General features: G+C 60.2%; 20 protein-coding genes. 18 read left to right on the plus strand and 2 right to left on the minus strand.

From position 1 onward, the window contains the following. Positions 1-113 precede the first annotated feature (113 nt). From psrA to KBY08_RS04545, 3 genes are all read left to right on the plus strand, one after another. Positions 114-830 (plus strand): transcriptional regulator PsrA, encoded by a 717-nt coding sequence (gene psrA, locus KBY08_RS04535; protein ID WP_003403692.1) that lies wholly within the window; start codon positions 114-116, stop codon positions 828-830. Between the two features lie 125 nt (positions 831-955). After that, complete coding sequence (gene nagZ / locus KBY08_RS04540; RefSeq protein WP_024641786.1) at positions 956-1,966, plus strand: beta-N-acetylhexosaminidase; 1,011 nt, start codon at positions 956-958, stop codon at positions 1,964-1,966. 9 nt (positions 1,967-1,975) lie between these two features. After that, the gene (locus KBY08_RS04545) at positions 1,976-2,716 is read left to right on the plus strand and encodes an S-methyl-5'-thioinosine phosphorylase (RefSeq protein ID WP_011268329.1); all 741 of its coding nucleotides are present in this window, start codon (positions 1,976-1,978) and stop codon (positions 2,714-2,716) included. A gap of 1 nt (position 2,717) precedes the next feature. Here KBY08_RS04545 and KBY08_RS04550 read toward each other — a convergent pair whose 3' ends face one another. Further along, entirely contained in the window at positions 2,718-3,257 is a 540-nt protein-coding gene (locus tag KBY08_RS04550; RefSeq protein WP_011268328.1) for a cytochrome b, read from the minus strand. A 204-nt stretch (positions 3,258-3,461) separates the two neighbouring features. Between KBY08_RS04550 and KBY08_RS04555 the strand changes: the two genes are divergently transcribed. The 3 genes from KBY08_RS04555 to KBY08_RS04565 are packed head-to-tail and all read left to right on the plus strand — an operon-like array spanning position 3,462 to position 6,489. Continuing rightward, positions 3,462-4,247, plus strand: a complete 786-nt coding sequence (locus KBY08_RS04555; RefSeq protein WP_011268327.1) for an endonuclease/exonuclease/phosphatase family protein — start codon at positions 3,462-3,464, stop codon at positions 4,245-4,247. Beyond that, positions 4,244-5,494: a cardiolipin synthase ClsB gene (gene clsB / locus KBY08_RS04560; protein WP_003403681.1), complete on the plus strand. Its 1,251-nt coding sequence runs from the start codon at positions 4,244-4,246 to the stop codon at positions 5,492-5,494. Before KBY08_RS04555 ends, clsB begins: the two co-directional genes overlap by 4 nt. Beyond that, positions 5,491-6,489 (plus strand): lysylphosphatidylglycerol synthase domain-containing protein, encoded by a 999-nt coding sequence (locus KBY08_RS04565; RefSeq protein WP_024641785.1) that lies wholly within the window; start codon positions 5,491-5,493, stop codon positions 6,487-6,489. Before clsB ends, KBY08_RS04565 begins: the two co-directional genes overlap by 4 nt. Positions 6,490-6,500: 11 nt before the next feature. On the opposite strand, the gene KBY08_RS04570 is transcribed toward KBY08_RS04565, so the two are convergent. Next, positions 6,501-7,409: a MurR/RpiR family transcriptional regulator gene (locus KBY08_RS04570; protein ID WP_003315787.1), complete on the minus strand. Its 909-nt coding sequence runs from the start codon at positions 7,407-7,409 to the stop codon at positions 6,501-6,503. A gap of 40 nt (positions 7,410-7,449) precedes the next feature. Between KBY08_RS04570 and KBY08_RS04575 the strand changes: the two genes are divergently transcribed. From KBY08_RS04575 to KBY08_RS04630, 12 genes are all read left to right on the plus strand, one after another. Continuing rightward, the gene (locus tag KBY08_RS04575) at positions 7,450-7,614 is read left to right on the plus strand and encodes a hypothetical protein (protein WP_154583728.1); all 165 of its coding nucleotides are present in this window, start codon (positions 7,450-7,452) and stop codon (positions 7,612-7,614) included. 78 nt (positions 7,615-7,692) lie between these two features. Continuing rightward, the gene (locus KBY08_RS04580) at positions 7,693-9,630 is read left to right on the plus strand and encodes a bifunctional 5-dehydro-2-deoxygluconokinase/5-dehydro-2-deoxyphosphogluconate aldolase (RefSeq protein ID WP_058822195.1); all 1,938 of its coding nucleotides are present in this window, start codon (positions 7,693-7,695) and stop codon (positions 9,628-9,630) included. Positions 9,631-9,688: 58 nt separating this feature from the next. Further along, positions 9,689-10,594 carry a myo-inosose-2 dehydratase gene (gene iolE, locus KBY08_RS04585; protein WP_011268323.1) on the plus strand — a complete coding sequence of 302 codons (906 nt, stop codon included), beginning with the start codon at positions 9,689-9,691 and terminating at the stop codon, positions 10,592-10,594. 13 nt (positions 10,595-10,607) lie between these two features. Continuing rightward, complete coding sequence (iolB, locus tag KBY08_RS04590; RefSeq protein WP_058822194.1) at positions 10,608-11,417, plus strand: 5-deoxy-glucuronate isomerase; 810 nt, start codon at positions 10,608-10,610, stop codon at positions 11,415-11,417. A 28-nt stretch (positions 11,418-11,445) separates the two neighbouring features. Further along, positions 11,446-12,948, plus strand: a complete 1,503-nt coding sequence (locus KBY08_RS04595; RefSeq protein WP_111522256.1) for a CoA-acylating methylmalonate-semialdehyde dehydrogenase — start codon at positions 11,446-11,448, stop codon at positions 12,946-12,948. Positions 12,949-12,983: 35 nt separating this feature from the next. Then, positions 12,984-13,814, plus strand: coding sequence for a TIM barrel protein (locus KBY08_RS04600; protein WP_111522257.1), 831 nt, complete (start codon positions 12,984-12,986; stop codon positions 13,812-13,814). A 58-nt stretch (positions 13,815-13,872) separates the two neighbouring features. Next, complete coding sequence (gene iolD / locus KBY08_RS04605) at positions 13,873-15,810, plus strand: 3D-(3,5/4)-trihydroxycyclohexane-1,2-dione acylhydrolase (decyclizing) (RefSeq protein ID WP_060400927.1); 1,938 nt, start codon at positions 13,873-13,875, stop codon at positions 15,808-15,810. 68 nt (positions 15,811-15,878) lie between these two features. Then, the gene (locus KBY08_RS04610) at positions 15,879-16,889 is read left to right on the plus strand and encodes a Gfo/Idh/MocA family protein (protein ID WP_024641780.1); all 1,011 of its coding nucleotides are present in this window, start codon (positions 15,879-15,881) and stop codon (positions 16,887-16,889) included. Between the two features lie 52 nt (positions 16,890-16,941). Next, positions 16,942-17,802: a sugar phosphate isomerase/epimerase family protein gene (locus KBY08_RS04615; protein ID WP_024641779.1), complete on the plus strand. Its 861-nt coding sequence runs from the start codon at positions 16,942-16,944 to the stop codon at positions 17,800-17,802. Between the two features lie 66 nt (positions 17,803-17,868). Continuing rightward, a complete protein-coding gene (locus KBY08_RS04620; RefSeq protein ID WP_024641778.1) occupies positions 17,869-18,888 on the plus strand; it encodes a Gfo/Idh/MocA family protein in 1,020 nt (339 codons plus the stop codon). Between the two features lie 250 nt (positions 18,889-19,138). Then, the gene (locus tag KBY08_RS04625) at positions 19,139-19,312 is read left to right on the plus strand and encodes a hypothetical protein (protein ID WP_158527651.1); all 174 of its coding nucleotides are present in this window, start codon (positions 19,139-19,141) and stop codon (positions 19,310-19,312) included. A 44-nt stretch (positions 19,313-19,356) separates the two neighbouring features. After that, complete coding sequence (locus KBY08_RS04630) at positions 19,357-20,292, plus strand: sugar ABC transporter substrate-binding protein (RefSeq protein ID WP_004417204.1); 936 nt, start codon at positions 19,357-19,359, stop codon at positions 20,290-20,292. Positions 20,293-20,297 lie beyond the last annotated feature (5 nt).

The raw sequence follows: 20,297 nt of genomic DNA on the forward strand, positions 1-20,297 counted from the left end.
TGTCATTTAACATCCTTTACCGTGACTGTTCGGCCACAAAATGAACGGTCCGGCTTGACAATCGAGGCGTTTGATACGTATGTTTCAAACGTTCGTTTGTTAGGCAGAGAGCCATGGCCCAGTCGGAAACCGTTGAACGCATTCTTGATGCTGCAGAGCAGTTGTTCGCAGAGAAAGGCTTTGCCGAAACGTCCTTGCGTCTTATCACCAGCAAGGCGTCGGTCAATCTGGCTGCGGTGAATTATCACTTCGGCTCGAAGAAGGCGTTGATTCAGGCCGTGTTCTCGCGTTTTCTGGGACCGTTCTGCATCAGTCTCGATCGCGAACTGGAACGCCGCCAGGCGAAACCCGAACACAAGCCAAGCCTTGAGGAACTGCTGGAGATTCTCGTCGAGCAGGCGCTTGTGGTGCAGCCGCGCAGCGGTAACGACCTGTCGATCTTCATGCGCCTGCTGGGGCTTGCCTTCAGTCAGAGCCAGGGCCACCTGCGGCGCTACCTCGAAGACATGTATGGCAAGGTGTTCCGTCGCTACATGACGCTGGTCAACGAAGCCGCGCCGCGCATTCCGCCCATCGAGCTGTTCTGGCGCGTGCACTTCATGCTCGGCGCTGCGGCGTTCAGCATGTCCGGGATCAAGGCCCTGCGCGCCATTGCCGAGACCGATTTCGGCGTCAATACCTCCATCGAGCAGGTCATGCGCCTGATGGTGCCTTTTCTGGCCGCCGGCATGCGCGCCGACACCGGCGTCAGCGATCCTGCGATGATCGCCGCCCAGCTCAGGCCGCGGACCAAGAGCAGCACCAGTACACCTGCGGTCGCCAAGGCCTGAAGCCTCTGCCTTGAATCAACCTCTGCCCTGAATCAGGCTGTACTGGCGTGTCGCATTGCGTCGGGCTTCAGGATCAAGCACCATGCCCGGATTGTGAACGAGCACTGGTGTGTAAGGGTTTTTCTATGAGTTCTGGCCTGCAAGGCTCCCTGATGGTCGATGTCGCCGGCACCTGGCTGACCAGCGAAGACCGTCAGTTTTTGCGTCAGCCCGAAGTGGGCGGTTTGATCATCTTTGCCCGAAACATCGAGCATCCCCGTCAGGTTCGTGAATTGAGCGCCGCGATTCGTGCCGTGCGCCCGGACCTGCTGCTGGCCGTCGATCAGGAGGGCGGCAGGGTACAGCGCCTGCGTGAGGGCTTCGTACGCCTGCCGCCGATGCGCGCCATCGCCGACAAGCCTGACGCCGAGCTTCTGGCTGAACACTGTGGCTGGCTGATGGCGACCGAAGTGCTGGCGGTCGGACTGGACCTGAGCTTCGCCCCGGTGCTGGACCTCGACTACCAGCGCAGCGCTGTGGTCGGCACGCGTTCGTTCGAAGGCGATCCGCAGCGCGCGGCGTTGCTGGCAGGGGCGTTCATTCGTGGGATGAACGCCGCCGGTATGGCTGCCACCGGCAAGCATTTTCCCGGTCACGGCTGGGCTGAAGCCGATTCTCATGTGGCTATCCCGAATGACGAGCGCAGCCTGGAAGAGATCCGCGCCAATGATCTGGTGCCGTTTGCACGCCTGAGTCAGCAGCTGGCTGCAGTGATGCCGGCGCATGTCATCTACCCGAAAGTCGATTCGCAGCCCGCTGGCTTTTCAAGGCGCTGGCTGCAGGACATTCTGCGCGACGAACTGCAATTTGACGGTGTTATTTTCAGTGACGACCTGTCGATGGCCGGCGCTCATGTCGTCGGGGATGCGGCCAGCCGTATCGAGGCAGCGCTGACAGCCGGATGCGACATGGGCCTGGTGTGCAACGACCGCGCGGCCGCAGAGCTTGCGCTGGGCGCTGCGCAGCGCCTGAAGGTCAAGCCTTCGCCACGTATCGCCCGTATGCGCGGTCAGGCGTCGGCCAGTACCGACTATCGGCAACACCCGCGCTGGCAGGCCGCGCTCCAGGCTCTGCGCGCTGCTCAACTGATCGATTAAGGATTTGCGATGACTGTTTACGCGATTATTGGCGGTACTGGCCTGACCCAGCTCGAAGGCCTGAACATTCGGCAATCCCTGCCGATGAACACGCCTTATGGCGCACCTTCCGGCGAAATCCAGATCGGCGACTATGCCGGTCGCGAAGTGATGTTTCTGGCGCGCCACGGCCACCCGCACCGTCTGCCGCCGCATCAGGTTAACTACCGGGCCAATATCTGGGCGCTCAAGCAGGCAGGTGCCGAAGCGATTCTTGCGGTCAACGCAGTTGGTGGCATTCATCCGGCCATGGGCACCGGTCATTTCTGTGTGCCGCATGATCTGGTCGACTACACCAGCGGTCGTCAGCACACGTTTTTTGCCGATGACCTGGAAGAGGTCACGCACATCGACTTCAGTTATCCGTACAGCGAGCCACTGCGTGCCCGGCTGATTGCAGCGCTGGCTACTGAAGGATGCGCATTCTCCGATCGGGGCGTCTATGCCTGCACCCAGGGACCGCGTCTGGAGACCGTTGCCGAAATCATCCGCCTGGAGCGTGATGGCTGCGACATCGTTGGCATGACCGGTATGCCCGAAGCCGCGCTGGCGCGTGAGCTGGAGCTTGAGTACGCCTGCCTGGCGCTGGTGGTCAATCCGGCAGCGGGCAAGTCGACCACCGTCATTACCATGGCGGAAATCGAACAGGCCTTGCGCGACGGAATGGGCAAGGTGAAAGCCACGCTTGCCCGGGTTCTGTCAGCGTCCTGAATTACAGCATGCGCTTGAGGGTATTGTCCTTGCGCACCAGATGGTGCCAGAGCGCAGCGATCACATGCAGACCGATGACATAGTAGAAGATCGAGCCCAGCAACTTGTGCAGGTCTTCGAACGTCTCGGCCAGGTGGTCCGAGGTGGCCAGCGGCCAGGGAATCTGCAGATCGGTGAGGGGGATGGGCAGCGCGCCTTTTTCCACCATCACCGTCAGCAGTCCCAGTAAAGGCTGGGCAAGCAGAAACGCATACAGCGCGTAATGGGTCAGGGTCGCGACAATGCGCAACGCCCCCTCAAGTGGCGGTGTGATGCCGGGCGGACGATGGCGTCGACGCTCGGCGACACGGAAAAACGCCATGATCAGAATCAGAATGCCGACCCAGTAGTGACTCTGCACAACCAGCAAGCGGTATTCAGAGCCCTTGCCGAACTGAGTGCGGCTCAGAATCAGGGTGTAGGCGAGCACGATCAGAATGGCCATGACCCAGTGCAGCCATCTGGCCCGGGCGGTGTAGCGTTGAGAAGTCGATACATCCACGGTTTGATTCCTTGTCTCTTTTTTTTGCAGGTCTGGTAGACAGCTTAGGCTGTCGATCGGGCGCCTGCGTTTCATGTTGGCCTGAGTTTTTCGCGTGCATCTCCGGCCATTGAATATGGCAAATACACAGCACGTGAGAGACGCGACGGAACCTGTGCCCACGGGTGGCTTCATATGCCGTGAATATTCGCCCGGGAGCAAGTCTTGACCAGTGCCAATCCGCCTGTCGGCCCAGCAACACCTGTGTCCGCCAGTGTTTCATTGAATGTACTGACCATGAACATGCACATGGGCTTTGGCATTTTCAATCGCCGCTTCATTCTGCCGGAGTTGCGTGAAGCTGTGCGCACTGTATCGGCCGATATTGTGTTTCTTCAGGAAGTGCACGGCGAACAGCAGAGCCACGCGCGCAGGGTCAAGGACTGGCCGACGATTTCGCAGTACGAGTTTCTGGCCGACAGCATGTGGAATGATTTTGCCTACGGCCGCAATGCGGTGTATCCGGATGGCGATCATGGCAACGCGTTGCTGTCCAAATACCCGATCATCCAGCATGAAAACCTCGACATTTCCATTCATGGCACCGAGCAGCGCGGGTTGTTGCACTGCATTCTCGACGTGCCACATGCGGGCCGGGTACATGCGATCTGTGTGCACCTGGGGTTGCGTGAAAGCCATCGGCGCCAACAGCTCAAACTGCTTAACGAGCTGATGGCACGTATTCCCGAGGGCGAGCCGGTCATCGTTGCGGGTGACTTCAATGACTGGCGCCAGCGCGCCGATGCGTCGCTGCAGGGCAGTGGGCTGCATGAGGTTTTCGTCGAGCGCTTCGGGGCGCCAGCCAAAAGCTTTCCGGCCCGTTGGCCCTTGCTCTGCCTGGACCGGATCTATGTCCGCAATGCGACGTCGCACCGGCCGAAAGTGTTGTCCAGCCGACCGTGGTCGCACCTTTCCGATCATGCACCGCTGGCGGTGGAGTTGACCTTATGAGCAATACGACAGGGCAGTGGCGCGACGGCAACTCGGTAGAGTTGCTGATCAATGGCGAGGATTTCTACGCCCGCGTATTCGAATGCATACGTGCCGCGCGCAAAGAAGTGCTGATCGAGACCTTCATCATTTTTGAAGACCGGATCGGCGAGAGCCTGCAACAGGCGTTGCTCGAAGCCGCCGCGAATGGAGCGAAGGTGGTCGTCACGGTGGATGACTATGGCACCTCGGACCTGAGTTCGACGTTTGTCAAAACCATGATCGACGCCGGTATCCAGATTCAGCTGTTCGATCCGCGCCCGCGGTTCATGGGCATGCGCACCAATCTGTTTCGCCGTCTGCACCGCAAGGTCGTGGTGATCGATGGCGAACTGGGCTTTATCGGCGGCATCAACTACAGCGTTGATCATATGACCGACACCGGTCTGACGGCCAAACAGGACTACGCCGTTCTGGTGCGCGGGCCGATTGTCGGCGACATTCACCACAGCGCGTTGAATATGCTCAGCAAGGTCGTTCGTGACAAATTGCCGCCCATTGCACTCAAGCTGGACCGCGCCGGTGACGCCAGCATGCTGCTCGCCGAGCGCGACAATGACGAGCACAGCACCGATATCGAAGAGCAGTACCTGGAGGCGATTCGCGCTGCTAAGCAACGCATCACCCTGGCCAATGCGTATTTTTACCCCAGCTACCGCTTTCTGCGTGAGCTGCGCAACGCCTCACGGCGGGGCGTCAAGGTCACCCTGATCCTGCAAGGCCAGCCCGACATGCCGTTCGTGCGGGTCTGCTCGCGACTGACCTACACCTACCTGCTGCGCGATGGCGTGGCCATTCACGAATACAAGCAACGTGCATTGCACGGCAAGGTCGCGCTGATCGACCAGGACTGGTCCACCGTGGGTTCCAGCAATCTCGACCCGCTGAGCCTCGCGCTGAACCTGGAAGCCAACCTGTTCATTCGTGATCGCACCCTCAATGAGCATCTGCAAAATCATCTGATGGAGCTTGCCGCGGCGCACAGCAAACAGATGAGCCTCAAGGGGGCGGCGCGTGGTCAGTGGTGGCGTGCGCCGATGATCGTATTGAGTTTCTTTTTCCTGCGTCGTTTCCCGGCCATTGCCGGTTTGTTTCCGGTTCACGGTGTGCGCCTCAAGCCCCTGCGTGCCGGTGATGTAGTGCCTGAAGCGAAGGTGATCGAACAGCAGCAGAACAACCATCCGATGGATCAGGAGAAAACCCTATGACCCAAGCCACGCAGGCAGCGCCGCACAGTGCGCAGGGAACCAGGTGGAAGTGGGCAAAGCGGGCGTTCAATCTGTTTTTCTTCATCGCCGTCCCGGTTCTGCTGTTTATGCTGGTCAAGAAGCTTGACTGGCAAGAAGTGAAACAGGCGTTGGCGTCCTACAACGCCAGCACCCTGGCTATCGCGGCGGTGGTGGCCTTTGCCAGCTACGCGACCTACTGCGGCTTTGACGTGTTGGCGCGTTATTACACCCGGCACACATTGGCGATCAAGCAGATCGTGCCGGTAACGTTTGTCTGCTACGCGTTCAACCTCAATCTCAGTTCCTGGGTGGGCGGCATTGCCTTGCGTTACCGCTTGTATTCGCGACTGGGGCTGGACGTTTCGACCATCACGCGCATTCTCAGCCTGAGCCTGATCACCAACTGGCTGGGCTATATGCTGCTGGCCGGTTTTGTGTTTTCGATGCGCTTTCTGGAATTGCCTGAGGAGTGGTCGATCGGCACCACAACCCTGCAACTGATCGGCTTCGGGCTGTTGGCGGTGTGTTTTGCCTATCTGTTGGCCTGCCGGTTTTCGAAGAAACGCTCATGGACCATCCGCGATCAGGAATTCAATCTGCCGTCGATGAAGCAGGCCCTGATGCAGGCCAGTCTGGGCGCACTGAACTGGTCGTTGATGGCGGCGGTGATTTACACCCTGCTGCCGGACAAGGCGTTTTATCCGGCGATTCTCGGTGTGTTGCTGATCAGCAGCATCGCCGGAGTGATCACTCATATTCCAGCGGGCCTCGGCGTGCTCGAGACCGTGTTCATCACCTTGCTGGCGCACCAGTTCTCCAAGGGCAGCCTGCTCGCAGCGTTGATCGGCTACCGCGCGATCTACTTCCTGCTGCCGCTGCTGCTGGCACTGGTGGTGTATCTGGTGCTGGAAAAACGCGCGAAGAAGATGGGCGAGAAGAACCAGCAGCGCATGGGCGAGGAAGCCAAGTCCTGAGGGCTCGGCCCTCAATCATCAAAGCCGACCTGCTCGTGTATTTCGTCGACCTTGAGTTCCAGGCGATAGGCCACGGCGATGAACAGTGCCTGGCACAGGCATAGCGTGGCGCTCAGCGAGCGGAAGGCGAACGAGCTGCCCTCGTTGACCAGCAACACCGAGTTGGCGCGCTTGGCCAGCGGCGACAGGTTGCTGTCAGTGATGATCAGCGTCTTGGCCTGATGGTGCTGGGCGATGCGCAGGCAGTGCTGGGTCTCCTTGCCATAGGGCGTGAAGCTGATGGCAATCACCAGATCATTGGCGCGCACACTGCGCATTTGCTCGCGATAGCTGCCGCCCAGGCCTGAGATCAGGTGAATGCGCTTGTTGGTGTGTTGCAGGTTGTAGACCAGATAATCAGCCACCGCGAATGAACGGCGCACACCCACCACATAGATGTTGTCGGCGTTGACCACCAGGTCCACGGCCTTTTCGAATTCATCGTCATCCAGCTCGACACTCAGGCGTTCCAGGCCGGAGAGGGTGGCGCTGACGCATTCGCGTGCCAGATCGCCTGCGTTGGCTTTCTGTGACTTATTGGCGATCAGGCTGCGGATACGCTGCTGGTAATTCTGCACCGGCGTGGTCTTGTGCGTATAAGCCTCGCGAAACAGCGCCTGCATCTCGCTGAAGCCGCTGAACCCGAAGCGCTGGGAAAATCGCACGATGGCCGAGGGGTGGACTTCGCACTCGCGGGCGATGTCGCTGATCCGGTCAACCATGATCCGGTCGCTCTGCTGGCTCATATAGCTGGCAATCCGTTTGAGCTGGCGTGGCAGGCCTTCGTATTCATCAGTGATCAGCCGCAACAAGCCTTCGGCACTGTTCGGCGGCATGTCGACGCTCGTCCCGGGCAGAGTGGGCTGATCGGCGCTGGTCATATTCACATCCTTTCTGCTTGTTCTTTTTCAGGGCAACGGCGTGCAGGGCAATGCCGTTGCGGGCCTGACGGTGGAGGCTGCCTTGCGGCAGGAACGACGACTATATCCTACCCGCGTGCGCAGTGTGCCAGCACTTGAGTGGTGGTATGGAAAAAATATTCCACTAAAAATAATTATAGAAAAAATATTGATTGATGTGCCTTGACGTTTTACGCTGCATTCACAAAGCAGCGTGTACACATGATGCAAGCGCTGCAGGCTGATAAAAATAACAGGAGCCACCATGGGCCAGACACGCTTTGCCACTGGGCGTCAGTTGGATCTGATTTGCCTCGGACGCCTGGGCGTCGACCTTTATGCGCAGCAAGTGGGGGCGCGGCTGGAAGACGTTTCCAGTTTCGCCAAGTACCTGGGCGGCTCGTCGGCCAATATTGCCTTCGGCACCGCCAGGCTCGGGCTCAGGTCGGCCATGCTGAGCAGGGTCGGCGATGATCATATGGGCCGCTTTCTGGTCGAATCCCTGGCCCGCGAAGGCTGTGATGTCAGTGCGATCAAGCGCGACCCCGAGCGCCTGACGGCGATGGTGCTGCTGGGGCTGAAGGATCGTGAAACCTTCCCCTTGGTGTTCTACCGTGAAAACTGCGCTGACATGGCCCTGCGCGCCGAGGATATCGACGAACAGCAGATTGCATCCAGCAAGGCGCTGTTGATCACCGGCACGCATTTCTCCACTGATCAGGTGTTCAAGGCCAGCAGCCAGGCGCTCGACTATGCCGAGAAGCATGACGTCAAACGCGTGCTGGACATCGACTACCGCCCGGTGCTCTGGGGGCTGGCAGGCAAGGCCGATGGCGAGACCCGGTTCGTGGCCGATCAGAAGGTCAGCCAGCATGTACAGCGCATCCTGCCGCGTTTCGACCTGATCGTCGGCACCGAAGAAGAATTCCAGATTGCCGGCGGTGCCACCGATTTGCTCGCGGCCCTGCGCAGGGTGCGTGAACTGACGGCCGCAACGCTGGTGGTCAAACTCGGCCCGCAAGGCTGCACGGTGATTCACGGGGCCATTCCTGCGCGGCTGGAAGAGGGCGCTATCTACCCCGGCGTGCAGGTCGAAGTGCTCAACGTGCTCGGTGCGGGCGATGCGTTCATGTCCGGTTTTCTCAGCGGCTGGCTCAAGGAGGCCAGTGACGAACGCTGCTGCCAGCTGGCCAATGCCTGTGGCGGGCTGGTGGTGTCGCGTCACGCCTGCGCGCCTGCGATGCCGACCCCGGCCGAACTCGATTACCTGTTCAACAGCCCGCAACCCATCACCCGCCCTGATCAGGATGTCGCCCTGCAACGGCTGCATCAGGTCAGCGTGCCGCGCAAGCAGTGGCGGCAGTTGTTCATCTTCGCCTTCGATCATCGCGGCCAGTTGGTCGAACTGGCGCAACAGGCCGGGCGTGATCTGGGCAGCATCAGCCAGCTCAAGCAGTTGTTCGTGCAAGCGGTCGAGCGGGTCGAAGCCGACCTGCGCAAGCGCGGTATCGAGGCCGATGTCGGTCTGCTTGCCGACCAGCGCTTCGGTCAGGATTCTCTCAACGCCGCAACCGGTCGCGGCTGGTGGGTAGCGCGTCCGGTGGAAGTACAGGGCTCAAGGCCGCTGGCCTTCGAGCACGGTCGCTCCATCGGTAGCAATCTGCTCGCCTGGCCGCAAGAGCAGATCATCAAGTGCCTGGTGCAATATCACCCCGATGACGAGCCGATGCTGCGCCTGGAGCAGGAAGCGCAGATCAAGGCGCTCTACGACGCTTCGAAAGTCAGCGGCCATGAGTTGCTGCTGGAAATCATTCCGCCCAAGGATCACCCGTCGCCTCATCCGGACGTGATGCTTCGCTCGCTGAAGCGTTTGTACAACCTGGGCATCTACCCGGCGTGGTGGAAGATCGAGGCGCAGAGCGCGCAGGTCTGGCAGCAACTGGACGAACTGATCCAGCAACGCGATCCGTATTGCCGCGGTGTGGTACTGCTCGGGCTCAATGCGCCTGTCGAAGACCTCGCCGCCGGCTTTGCCGAAGCACGCCACAGCCGCGTCTGCCAGGGCTTTGCCGTCGGCCGGACAATATTCCGTGAGCCAAGCCGGGCCTGGATGGCCGGAGAAATAGACGATGCGACGCTGATCAGTCGGGTGCAGAGCACCTTCAACTGGTTGATCGAGTCCTGGCGCGAAAGCCGCGCCTGATTCGTTTCGGATTTCGACGCCACAAGAACGTCGCGATAACAACAAAAAAGGTGCAGCCATGCCCGTTTCGACTTCCACACCCAGAATCCGCATCGGCATCAATCCGATCTCCTGGAGCAACGATGATTTGCCGGCCCTTGGCGGAGAAACCCCGTTGAGCACGGCGCTCAGCGAAGGCAAAGCCATTGGTTACGAGGGCTTCGAGCTCAACGGCAAGTTTCCGAAAGATGCCAAGGGCGTCGGCGATGTATTGCGGCCCCATGATCTGGCGTTGGTGTCCGGCTGGTACTCCAGCCGCCTGGCGCGGCGTTCGGTGGCCGAGGAAATCGAAGCCATCACCCCACATGTGCAGCTGCTCGCCGAAAATGGCGCTTCGGTGCTGGTGTATGGCGAAGTGGCCGACTCGATTCAGGGGCAGCGTATCCCGCTGGTCGAACGACCGCGTTTTCACACCGATGCCGCCTGGCATGAGTACGCCGAAAAACTCACCGAGCTGGCACGTTTTACCCTGTCCCGCGGCGTGCGTCTCGCGTATCACCACCACATGGGCGCTTATGTCGAGTCGCCGCAGGATATCGACCGGCTGATGGCGCTGACCGGTGAGGAAGTCGGCCTGCTGTTCGATTCCGGGCATTGCTACATGGGCGGTGGCGAACCTCTGCAGGTGTTGAGCAAGCACATCCAGCGTATCTGTCATGTGCATTTCAAGGACGTGCGCAAGCCGGTGGTGCAACTGGCGCGCAACAATCTGTGGAGCTTTCCCGACTGCATCATCAACGGCACCTTCACGGTGCCGGGCGATGGCGACATCGACTTCTCGGCGCTGCTCAAGGTGCTGCTGCAGGCCGATTACCGCGGCTGGCTAGTGGTCGAGGCCGAACAGGACCCAGCGGTAGCGCCGAGCTATGTGTACGCCAAAAAGGGCTATGACACGTTGCGCCAACTGCTGGCCGATGCACGATAAGGAGGACTGAAACATGAATCTGCTGACCAAGAGCAAATCCACTGGCCGCGACGTCGTAGCGCTGGCCCCCGGTTCGCTGGAATACGTGAACTTCGCCGCCTACCGCCTGGAGTCCGGAGAAAGCCTGCCGTTGAGCGCAGAAGAAAACGAGCTGTGCGTGGTCCTGCTGACCGGGCACGCCAGCGTCAGTGGTGAAGCGCCGGGGCAGGGCGTTTTCAACTGGGAAAACATCGGCGACCGGCAATCGGTGTTCGAAGAGAAATCGCCATTCGCGGTCTACCTGCCGCCGCATAGCCAGGCGCAGTTTGTCGCGCGCGGCGCGGTGCAGCTTGCCGTATGCACGGCGCCGGGCGATGCCGGCAAACGTTTTCCGGCACGCCTGATCATGCCGGGCAGCATGAAGCGCAGCGTACGCGGCAAGGGCGCCAATACCCGCTATGTGTGCGACATATTGCCGGACAGCGAAGCGGCGCATTCGCTGCTGGTGGTCGAGGTGCGTACACCTTCGGGGCATTCCTCCAGTTACCCGCCGCACAAGCACGACCGGGACAACCTGCCGCACGAGAGCTTCCTCGAAGAAACCTACTACCACCAGGTCAACCCGCCGCAGGGTTTCGTTTTCCAGCGGGTGTACACCGACGACCGCAGCATCGATCAGGCCATGGCCGTGGAAAACAACGACCTGGTGACCGTGCCCAAGGGCTACCACCCGGTCTCCGTCCCCTATGGCTACGAATCCTGGTACCTGAACGTAATGGCTGGCCCGACGCGCGCCTGGCAGTTCCACAACGATCCGCAGCACAGCTGGCTGCTGGATCTCTGATTTCCCATTTTTGTTCTGGAGGCATGAGATGAACGAGTCACCGGTGATCGGCCACTACATCAACGGACACCTGAACAATGGCGAGGGCGAGCGTTACAGTGATGTCTTCAATCCGGCAGTCGGCACGGTCCAGGCGCGTGTTGCGCTGGCCAGCGTGAAGACCGTGGATGAAGCGGTTGCGGCGGCCAAAGCTGCGTTTCCGGCCTGGGCCGAGCAGTCCTCGTTGCGCCGGGCGCGGGTGATGTTCAAGTTCAAGGAGCTGCTGGACCAGCACCACGATGAACTGGCGCAGATCATTTGCCGCGAGCACGGCAAGGTGTTGTCCGACGCACGCGGCGAGGTGGTGCGCGGTATCGAGATCGTCGAATTTGCCTGCGGTGCGCCCAGCCTGTTGAAGAGCGATTTCAGCGACAACATCGGCGGCGGTATCGATAACTGGAACCTGCGTCAGCCACTGGGCGTCTGCGCCGGGGTCACGCCGTTCAACTTTCCGGTCATGGTGCCCTTGTGGATGATTCCCATGGCGCTGGTGACCGGCAACTGCTTCATCCTCAAACCCTCGGAACGCGATCCGTCGGCCAGCCTGCTGATGGCGCGCCTGCTCAAGGAAGCCGGCCTGCCCGATGGCGTCTTCAATGTGGTGCAGGGCGACAAGGTGGCGGTCGATGCGTTGCTGCAGCACCCTGACATCGAGGCCATTTCCTTCGTCGGCTCGACCCCGATCGCTGAATACATCCATCAGCAAGGCACGGCCCACGGCAAGCGCGTGCAGGCGCTGGGTGGGGCCAAGAACCATATGATCGTGATGCCCGACGCTGATCTGGATCAGGCCGCCGACGCCTTGATCGGGGCGGCCTATGGCTCGGCAGGGGAGCGCTGCATGGCGATTTCGATTGCCGTGGTGGTCGGCGATGTCGGCCAGCGCCTCGTCGACAAGCTGCTACCGCGCATCGACCAGCTCAAGGTCGGCAACGGCATGCAGGCCGATTCGGACATGGGACCGCTGGTCACCGCCGTGCACAAGGCCAAGGTCGAGGGTTTCATCGATCAGGGCGTCAAAGAGGGCGCCAGGCTGCTCGTTGATGGTCGCAACTTCAAGGTGCCGGGTGCCGAGCAGGGCTTTTTCGTTGGCGCGACGCTGTTCGACCACGTCACGCCGCAGATGCAGATCTACAAGGAGGAAATCTTCGGCCCGGTGCTGGGTATCGTCCACGTCGGGGATTTTGCCAGCGCCGTGGCGCTGATCAACGCCCACGAGTTCGGCAATGGCGTGTCGTGTTTCACCAGCGATGGCGGCGTGGCGCGCGCATTCGCTCGCAGCATCAAGGTCGGCATGGTCGGTATCAACGTACCGATCCCGGTGCCCATGGCCTGGCATTCGTTTGGTGGCTGGAAGCGTTCGCTGTTCGGTGATCATCACGCCTACGGCGAAGAAGGCCTGCGTTTTTACAGCCGCTACAAAAGCGTCATGCAGCGCTGGCCGGACAGCATCGCCAAAGGGCCCGAGTTCAGTATGCCGACCGCCAAATAGTCTTCATCAATGGAATGTTGCGGAGAACAAAAACAATGAACCAACCTCTGCGTTTTGCCCTTAATCGAATGGTTGCGCCGCGCCTGTCTCTGGAAAGTTTCGTCGACCTGGCGGTGAAGCTGGGGGCCGATGCCATCGAGATTCGCAACGACCTCAAGGGCATCGAGATCGAAAACGGCACTGCCCCCGGGGTCGTTCGTGATCTTTGTGCTGCCAGGGGGGTACAGGTGCTGTCCATCAACGCCCTGTACCCGTTCGATGTCTGGAATGAAGAGCGCGCTGCCCAGGCGACGAAGCTGGCGCAGTACGCCCGCGACTGCGGTGCCCGCGGTCTGGTGCTGTGCCCGCTCAATGACCGCGCCGACCCGCGCAACGGCGCGCAGCGCGCCTCGGGGCTGCGTACCGCATTGACCGCATTGGCCCCCATCCTTCGCGAGCACGGAATTCTCGGGTTGGTCGAACCGCTCGGCTTTGAGGAGTGCTCGCTGCGAATCAAGCGTCAAGCGGTGGATGCGATCAAAGCTGTGGGCGGGCTGGATGTCTACCGGCTGGTTCACGACACCTTTCATCACCATCTGGCCGGCGAGGTCGAGCTGTTCCCGGAACTGACCGGGCTGGTGCATATCTCCGGCGTCGAGGATGCACAGGCGCCGCTGAACAGCATTCGCGATGGTCATCGCGTGCTGGTCGGCGAAGGCGACATTCTGGGCAATGCGTCGCAGATCGAGCGCTTGCTGGACAGTGGCTATCAGGGGCATCTGTCGTTCGAGCCGTTTGCCGAAAGCGTTCATGCGCTGGACGATATCCCTCAGGCAATAGCGGCAAGCATGACGCATTTGTCACGAGCCGTTTCGCCGCGCCACTGACTTCAGCCTTCAGGTCACCTCAAACCCTGGCCACTTCAAACAAGAACAAGGTGCGAACATGAGTACAACCCGACTGACCATGGCCCAGGCCCTGGTGAAGTTTCTCGATAACCAGTACGTCGAAGTCGATGGCGTACAGAGCAAATTCGTCGCTGGCATCTTCACCATTTTCGGGCATGGCAACGTGCTGGGGCTTGGGCAGGCGCTGGAGCAGGACAGCGGCGACCTGGTGGTCCATCAGGGCCGTAACGAGCAGGGCATGTGCCACGCCGCCATCGGTTTTGCCAAGCAGCACCTGCGTCGCAAGATCTACGCGTGCAGTTCATCTGTCGGCCCTGGCGCGGCGAACATGGTCACCGCTGCGGCAACGGCCTCGGCCAACCGCATTCCGTTGCTGCTGTTGCCGGGCGATGTCTACGCCAGCCGCCAGCCCGATCCGGTGCTGCAGCAGATTGAGCAGTTTCACGACCTGAGCATCAGCACCAACGATGCGTTCAAGGCGGTGAGCAAATACTGGGACCGTATCAACCGTCCCGAGCAGTTGATGAGCGCTGCGCTCAATGCCATGCGCGTACTGACCGACCCGGCCGATACGGGCGCCGTTACCCTGGCGATGCCTCAGGATGTGCAGGCTGAAGCCTACGACTACCCGGACAGCTTTCTGCAAAAACGCGTGCACCGTATCGACCGTCGCCCGCCGAGCAAGGCCATGCTCGAAGACGCGTTGCAGCTGCTGACGGGCAAGCGCAAGCCGCTGCTGATCTGTGGCGGCGGGGTGCGTTACTCAGGTGCAGCCGATGCCTTGCAAGCCTTTGCCGAGCGCTTCGATATCCCGTTCGCCGAAACCCAGGCCGGCAAGAGTGCCATCGTTTCGGCGCACCCGTTGAACATGGGCGGCATCGGCGAAACCGGCACGCTGGCAGCCAATCGGCTGGCCAAAGAGGCTGACCTGATCATCGGCGTCGGCACCCGCTACAGCGATTTCACCACCGCGTCGAAATGGCTGTTCCAGAACCCGGATGTGCAGTTTCTCAACCTCAATGTCGGTGCCTTCGATGTGCAGAAACTGGACGGTGTGCAGGTGCTGGCTGATGCGCAGACGGCATTGCAGGCGCTGACCGAAAGCCTCCAGGCCAGCGGTTATCGGGCGGCCTGGGACGATGCGCCGCAGGTAGCGCGTGCCGAACTGGATGCCGAGGTGGATCGCCTGTACGCGGTCGAGTACCAGAACGAGGATTTTGTCCCGGAAATCAACGATCACCTGGACCCTGCGGTGCTGCGCGAGTTTATCGAGCTGACCGATTCGTGCCTGACTCAGAGTGGTGTGTTGGGCATCCTCAACCAGAGCCTGCCTGCCGATGCGGTGATCGTTGCAGCAGCGGGCAGCTTGCCGGGTGATCTGCAGCGCGCCTGGCGCAGTACCGGAGTCGACACCTATCACGTCGAATACGGTTATTCGTGCATGGGTTATGAGGTCAACGCCGCACTGGGCGTGAAGCTTGCGGCGCCGCATCGGGAAGTGTTTGCACTGGTGGGTGACGGCTCTTACATGATGCTTCATTCCGAGCTGGCGACCTCCATCCAGGAGCGGCGCAAGATCAACGTTGTGTTGCTGGACAATATGACCTTCGGCTGCATCAACAACCTGCAGATGGAGCACGGCATGAACAGCTTCGGCACTGAGTTCCGTTTCCGCAATCCGGAAACCGGCAGGCTCGACGGTGACTTCGTGCCGGTGGATTTCGCCATGAGTGCTGCTGCCTATGGCTGCAAGACCTACAAGGTGAGTACGGCCGACCAACTGCGCAACGCACTGGCCGATGCGCAACGTCAGACGGTGTCGACGCTGATCGACATCAAGGTCCTGCCCAAGACCATGATCCACAAATACCTGTCGTGGTGGCGTGTCGGGGTTGCCGAAGTGTCGACCACCGGCACCACCGCTCAGGTGTACGAGAAGCTCAACCGCGAGCTGGCCAAGGCTCGCCAGTACTGATCACTTTTATCGTTCAGCGCTCGTGAACCGTTCACGGGTATATCCAATAACAAAAAAGGAACATGAAAATGGCATTGAAACTCGGCGTGATCGGTACAGGCGCAATTGGTCAGGATCATATCCGGCGCTGCAGCAAGACGCTGGTCGGCAGTCAGGTGGTGGCCGTCACCGACATCAATCTCGAACAGGCAGCGAAGGTGGTGCGCGATCTGGACCTGAGCGCCGAAGTGTATGCCGACGGGCACGCATTGATCGCCGCGCCGGACGTCGAGGCGGTACTGGTCTGTTCCTGGGGCCCCAGTCATGAAGCGTTCGTGCTGGCGGCAATTGCCGCAGGTAAGCCGGTGTTCTGCGAAAAGCCGCTGGCAGTCACTGCCGAAGGCTGCCGGCACATTGTCGAAGCCGAGATCGCCAGTGGCAGGCGTCTGGTTCAGGTGGGGTTCATGCGCCCTTATGATCAGGGCTATCGCGCGCTCAAGGCAGTGATCGACAGTGGCCAGATCGGCGAGCCGCTGATGCTCCACTGCGCGCACCGCAACCCGCGTGTTGGCGAGAATTACAAGACCGACATGGCCATCACCGATACGCTCATTCACGAACTCAACGTGCTGCGCTGGCTGCTCAACGATGACTATGTGTCGGTGCAAGTGGTATTCCCGCGCAAGACCAGCAAGGCCCTGGCGCACCTGAAGGACCCGCAGATCGTGATGCTGGAAACGGCCAGAGGCACACGCATCGACGTCGAAGTATTCGTCAACTGCCAGTATGGCTACGACATCCAGTGTGAAGTGGTCGGCGAGAGCGGTATTGCCAAACTGCCGGAGCCCTCTCAGGTCCAGTTGCGCAGCGAAGCGAAGTTGTCCAACGCGATTCTGATGGACTGGAAGGACCGCTTCATTGCTGCCTACGACGTCGAGTTGCAGGACTTCATCGACGGCGTCAAAGCGGGGACCCTCTACGGCCCTTCGGCCTGGGACGGCTATGCCGCTGCCGTGGCCGCCGATGCCTGTGTGCTGGCGCAGAACACGGGAGCAGTCGTGCCGATCACCCTCGCCATGCGTCCGGTGTTCTATAGCTGAGCATCTTGCGGTTAATCAGGACATCTCTTGAACGGAACAAAAGGGAGGCATCATGCGTATTGCACTGGACCCTTACATGTATCGCCATCTGTCACTGGGGGCGATGGTCGATAAAACCGCGGAGCTGGGTTACGACTACATCGAGTTGTCGCCGCGTGAAGATTTCATGCCGTTTTACAAATACCCACGGGTGGATCGGGCGCGGATCAGGGAGTTTCGCAAGGCCCTGAGCGATGCCGGGGTGAAACTCTCCTCGTTGCTGCCGCTGTACCACTGGGCTGCGCCGGATGAAGACCTGCGTATTGCAGCGGTTCGCAACTGGAAACGCGCCATTCAGGTCGCCGTTGAAATGGACTGCGACCTGATGAATACCGAGTTCAGCGGGCAATCCGACCATGCGCTGGTCTGTGAAAACCAGTTCATGAAATCCATGGATGAATTGATGCCGCATTTCGAGCGCGAAGGTATAAAGCTCGATATTCAGGCGCATCCCTATGATTTCTGCGAGCGCAACAATGAGTCGGTGGATATCATTCGCGGGCTCGATCGCGACTGGATCAACTACCTGTACGCCGCGCCGCACACTTTTTTCTACGATGATGGCGTTGGCGATGTTGCCTCGATGCTCCGCTACGCTGGCGAAAAACTCACGCATCTGATCATTGCCGACACCTATAATCATCGGGCTTCTTCCAACCTGCGCTACATCGTCAACCCGCCCGGCGTGACGGCGACGGTGCATCAGCACCTGGACATCGGCCAGGGCGAGGTGAACTGGGAAGCATTTTTCTCAACGTTGCGGGATATCAATTTCGACGGTATTGCCACAGTGGCTGTCTTTGCCTGGGAGGAGCGCGCAGATGAATCGAGCCGATTCATGCTGGAGCGGGTCAAAAGCGAGCTGCTTCGTTGATACGGCGGCATCAAATACACGACCGATGGCTGCGGCCATGAGGTTCATGGACTACAGGAGATATCCATGCGTGCAGGGCTGGTGGGCTATGGCAAAGGCGGGCGTTACTTTCATGCGACGCTGATTTCAAGTTTGCCGGGCGCTACGTTTGTGGGGGTGGTGACCCGTTCACCCGAGCGCAAGCAGGAAGTGGCCACAGACCATCCCGGCGTGGCGACCTTCGACACACTGGCCGAGCTGGTTGCGGCCGGGGTTGATGTGGTGGTGATTTCCACACCGCTGGCCTCGCGGCGAGCGTTGATCCTCGAAGCGATAGAACTGGGTGTCGGGGTGGTCAGCGACAAGCCTTTCGCCAGTGATGCAGCGCAGGCGCGCGAGCTGGTGGACGCGGCCGAGCGACGTGGCGTATTGCTTAGCGTTTATCAGAACCGCCGCTGGGATTCGGACTTCCTCACCGTGCGCAAGTTGCTGGACAGTGAGGCGCTGGGCGCGGTCAGCCGGTTCGAGTCCAGCATCGAGCGTTATTCGCCACGTTCTGTCGGCAAGGCCAGCGGTGGTGGCATGCTGCGTGACCTGGGCAGTCATCTGGTGGATCAGGCGCTGGTGCTGTTCGGCCCGGTCGAACGGGTGTATGCCGAGCTGCAATACGCTGCGCCGCAAGACGAACTGGATCACACGTTCTTCGTTTCCCTGAGGCATGCCAGCGGCGTGACTTCACACCTGTCCGGCGGTTGCCTGCAAAACAGTGCAAGGCCGCGTTTCAGGGTCAGTGGAGCGAAGGGCTGTTACAGCGTCGACGGGCTGGACGGCCAGGAAGAGGCCGCCTTTGCCGGGCTGACGCCAAGGTCCGAGGGCGAGCGCTGGGGCGTCGAGGAGCATCGGCGCTGGGGCTGGTTCGAGCAGGGCGAACATCGCGAGCGTGTGCCGTCGGAGCGCGGTTGCTGGCTTGAGTTCTACCGCCAGTTGCAAAGCGCCGTTGACGAACAGGGCGGCAATCCGGTTAATCCACACGATGCGATAGCCGCGGCGCAGGTCATGGATGCCGCGCGCCTGAGCGCTAGAGAAGGGCGCGTTGTGGTGCTGTAGCCATTACGCGCTGCTGCGCACCCAGCCCCCGTTAGCGAAGAGAGCCTGACGCCTGCCGTGCGTCGGGCTTTTTCGCATCTGCGCCTGAACAAAATGAAATGGAATAAAATTCTAAAATCAGTTGAATTGGAAAATATTTTCCAATAGAGTCGTTTTCAGGTTACCTACTATCGAATCACTCGCGTTTTGAAGGTTTTTCAGATCACGAGAAGCAAGCCAACAAAAACAAAACAAAAGATAGGTACTGTCGATGAAAACCCCTACCTCTGGCGTCACCGCCAAGCGTTCTGCCACCTCGTCATTCTGGATCCGGACCCTGGAGCGATTTCTCACCGTCGTCGCCCGGGGCCTGTGCGTGCGCCACAAGGACGCGCAACTGTTCTGCATCCCCGGCGCCACCGGGATGATCCGCCTGTCACGCTGATTCGCTGCATCCACACAACAACAAGAATTTGGAGACAGATCCTCATGAAGACCAAGATTGCTTTGACCTCGTTGGCGATGGCGCTGATGCTGGGCAGCGGTGCAGCGTTGGCCGATATCAAGATCGGTGTGGCCATGTCGCAGTTCGATGACACCTGGCTGACCTACCTGCGTGACGACATGAATGCCAAGGCCAAAGTCATGTCCACGACCGAGAAAGTGGACCTGCAGTTCGTCGATGCCCGCGCGGACGTCAACAAACAGCTCGATCAGGTCAAGGACCTGATCAACAAGAAAGTCGACGCGCTGATCGTCAATCCGGTCGATACCGCTGCTACCGCGCGGATCACCAAGGAAGCGGTCGCCGCCGGTATCCCGCTGGTCTACGTCAATCGCCGCCCGGACGATCCGAAACTGCCTGCAGGCGTCGCCACCGTGACGTCGGATGACATGGAGGCCGGTCGACTTCAGGCGCAATACATCGCTGACAAGATGGACCACAAGGGCAGCGTCATGATTCTGCTGGGTGATCTGGCCAACAACTCCACGCAAAACCGCACCAAGGGCATCAAGGAGGTGTTGGCCAAGTACCCGGACATCAAGATAGACCAGGAGCAGACTGGTACCTGGCTGCGTCAGAAGGGCATGGACCTGACCAACGACTGGCTCACTCAAGGGCGAAAATTCAATGCGGTGCTGGCCAATAACGATGAAATGGCCATTGGCGCGGCGATGGCGCTGAAGCAGGCAGGCGTCGGCAAAGGCAGTGTTTTCGTCGCTGGTGTCGACGGTACGCCGGACGGGCTCAACGCCGTGACCAAGGGCGATCTGGCCGTATCGGTCTATCAGGATGCGAAAGGACAGGCCGACGGGGCGATCGATGCCGCAGTGAAACTGGCCAGGAAGGAAAAGGTCGAGCCCCAGGCGATCATCATTCCTTATCGCCTGATCACGCCTGAAAACGTCGCCACCTTCAAATAACAACG

Source organism: Pseudomonas sp. P135 (assembly GCF_020312125.1).
GTDB classification, from domain to species: Bacteria; Pseudomonadota; Gammaproteobacteria; order Pseudomonadales; family Pseudomonadaceae; genus Aquipseudomonas; species Aquipseudomonas fragariae.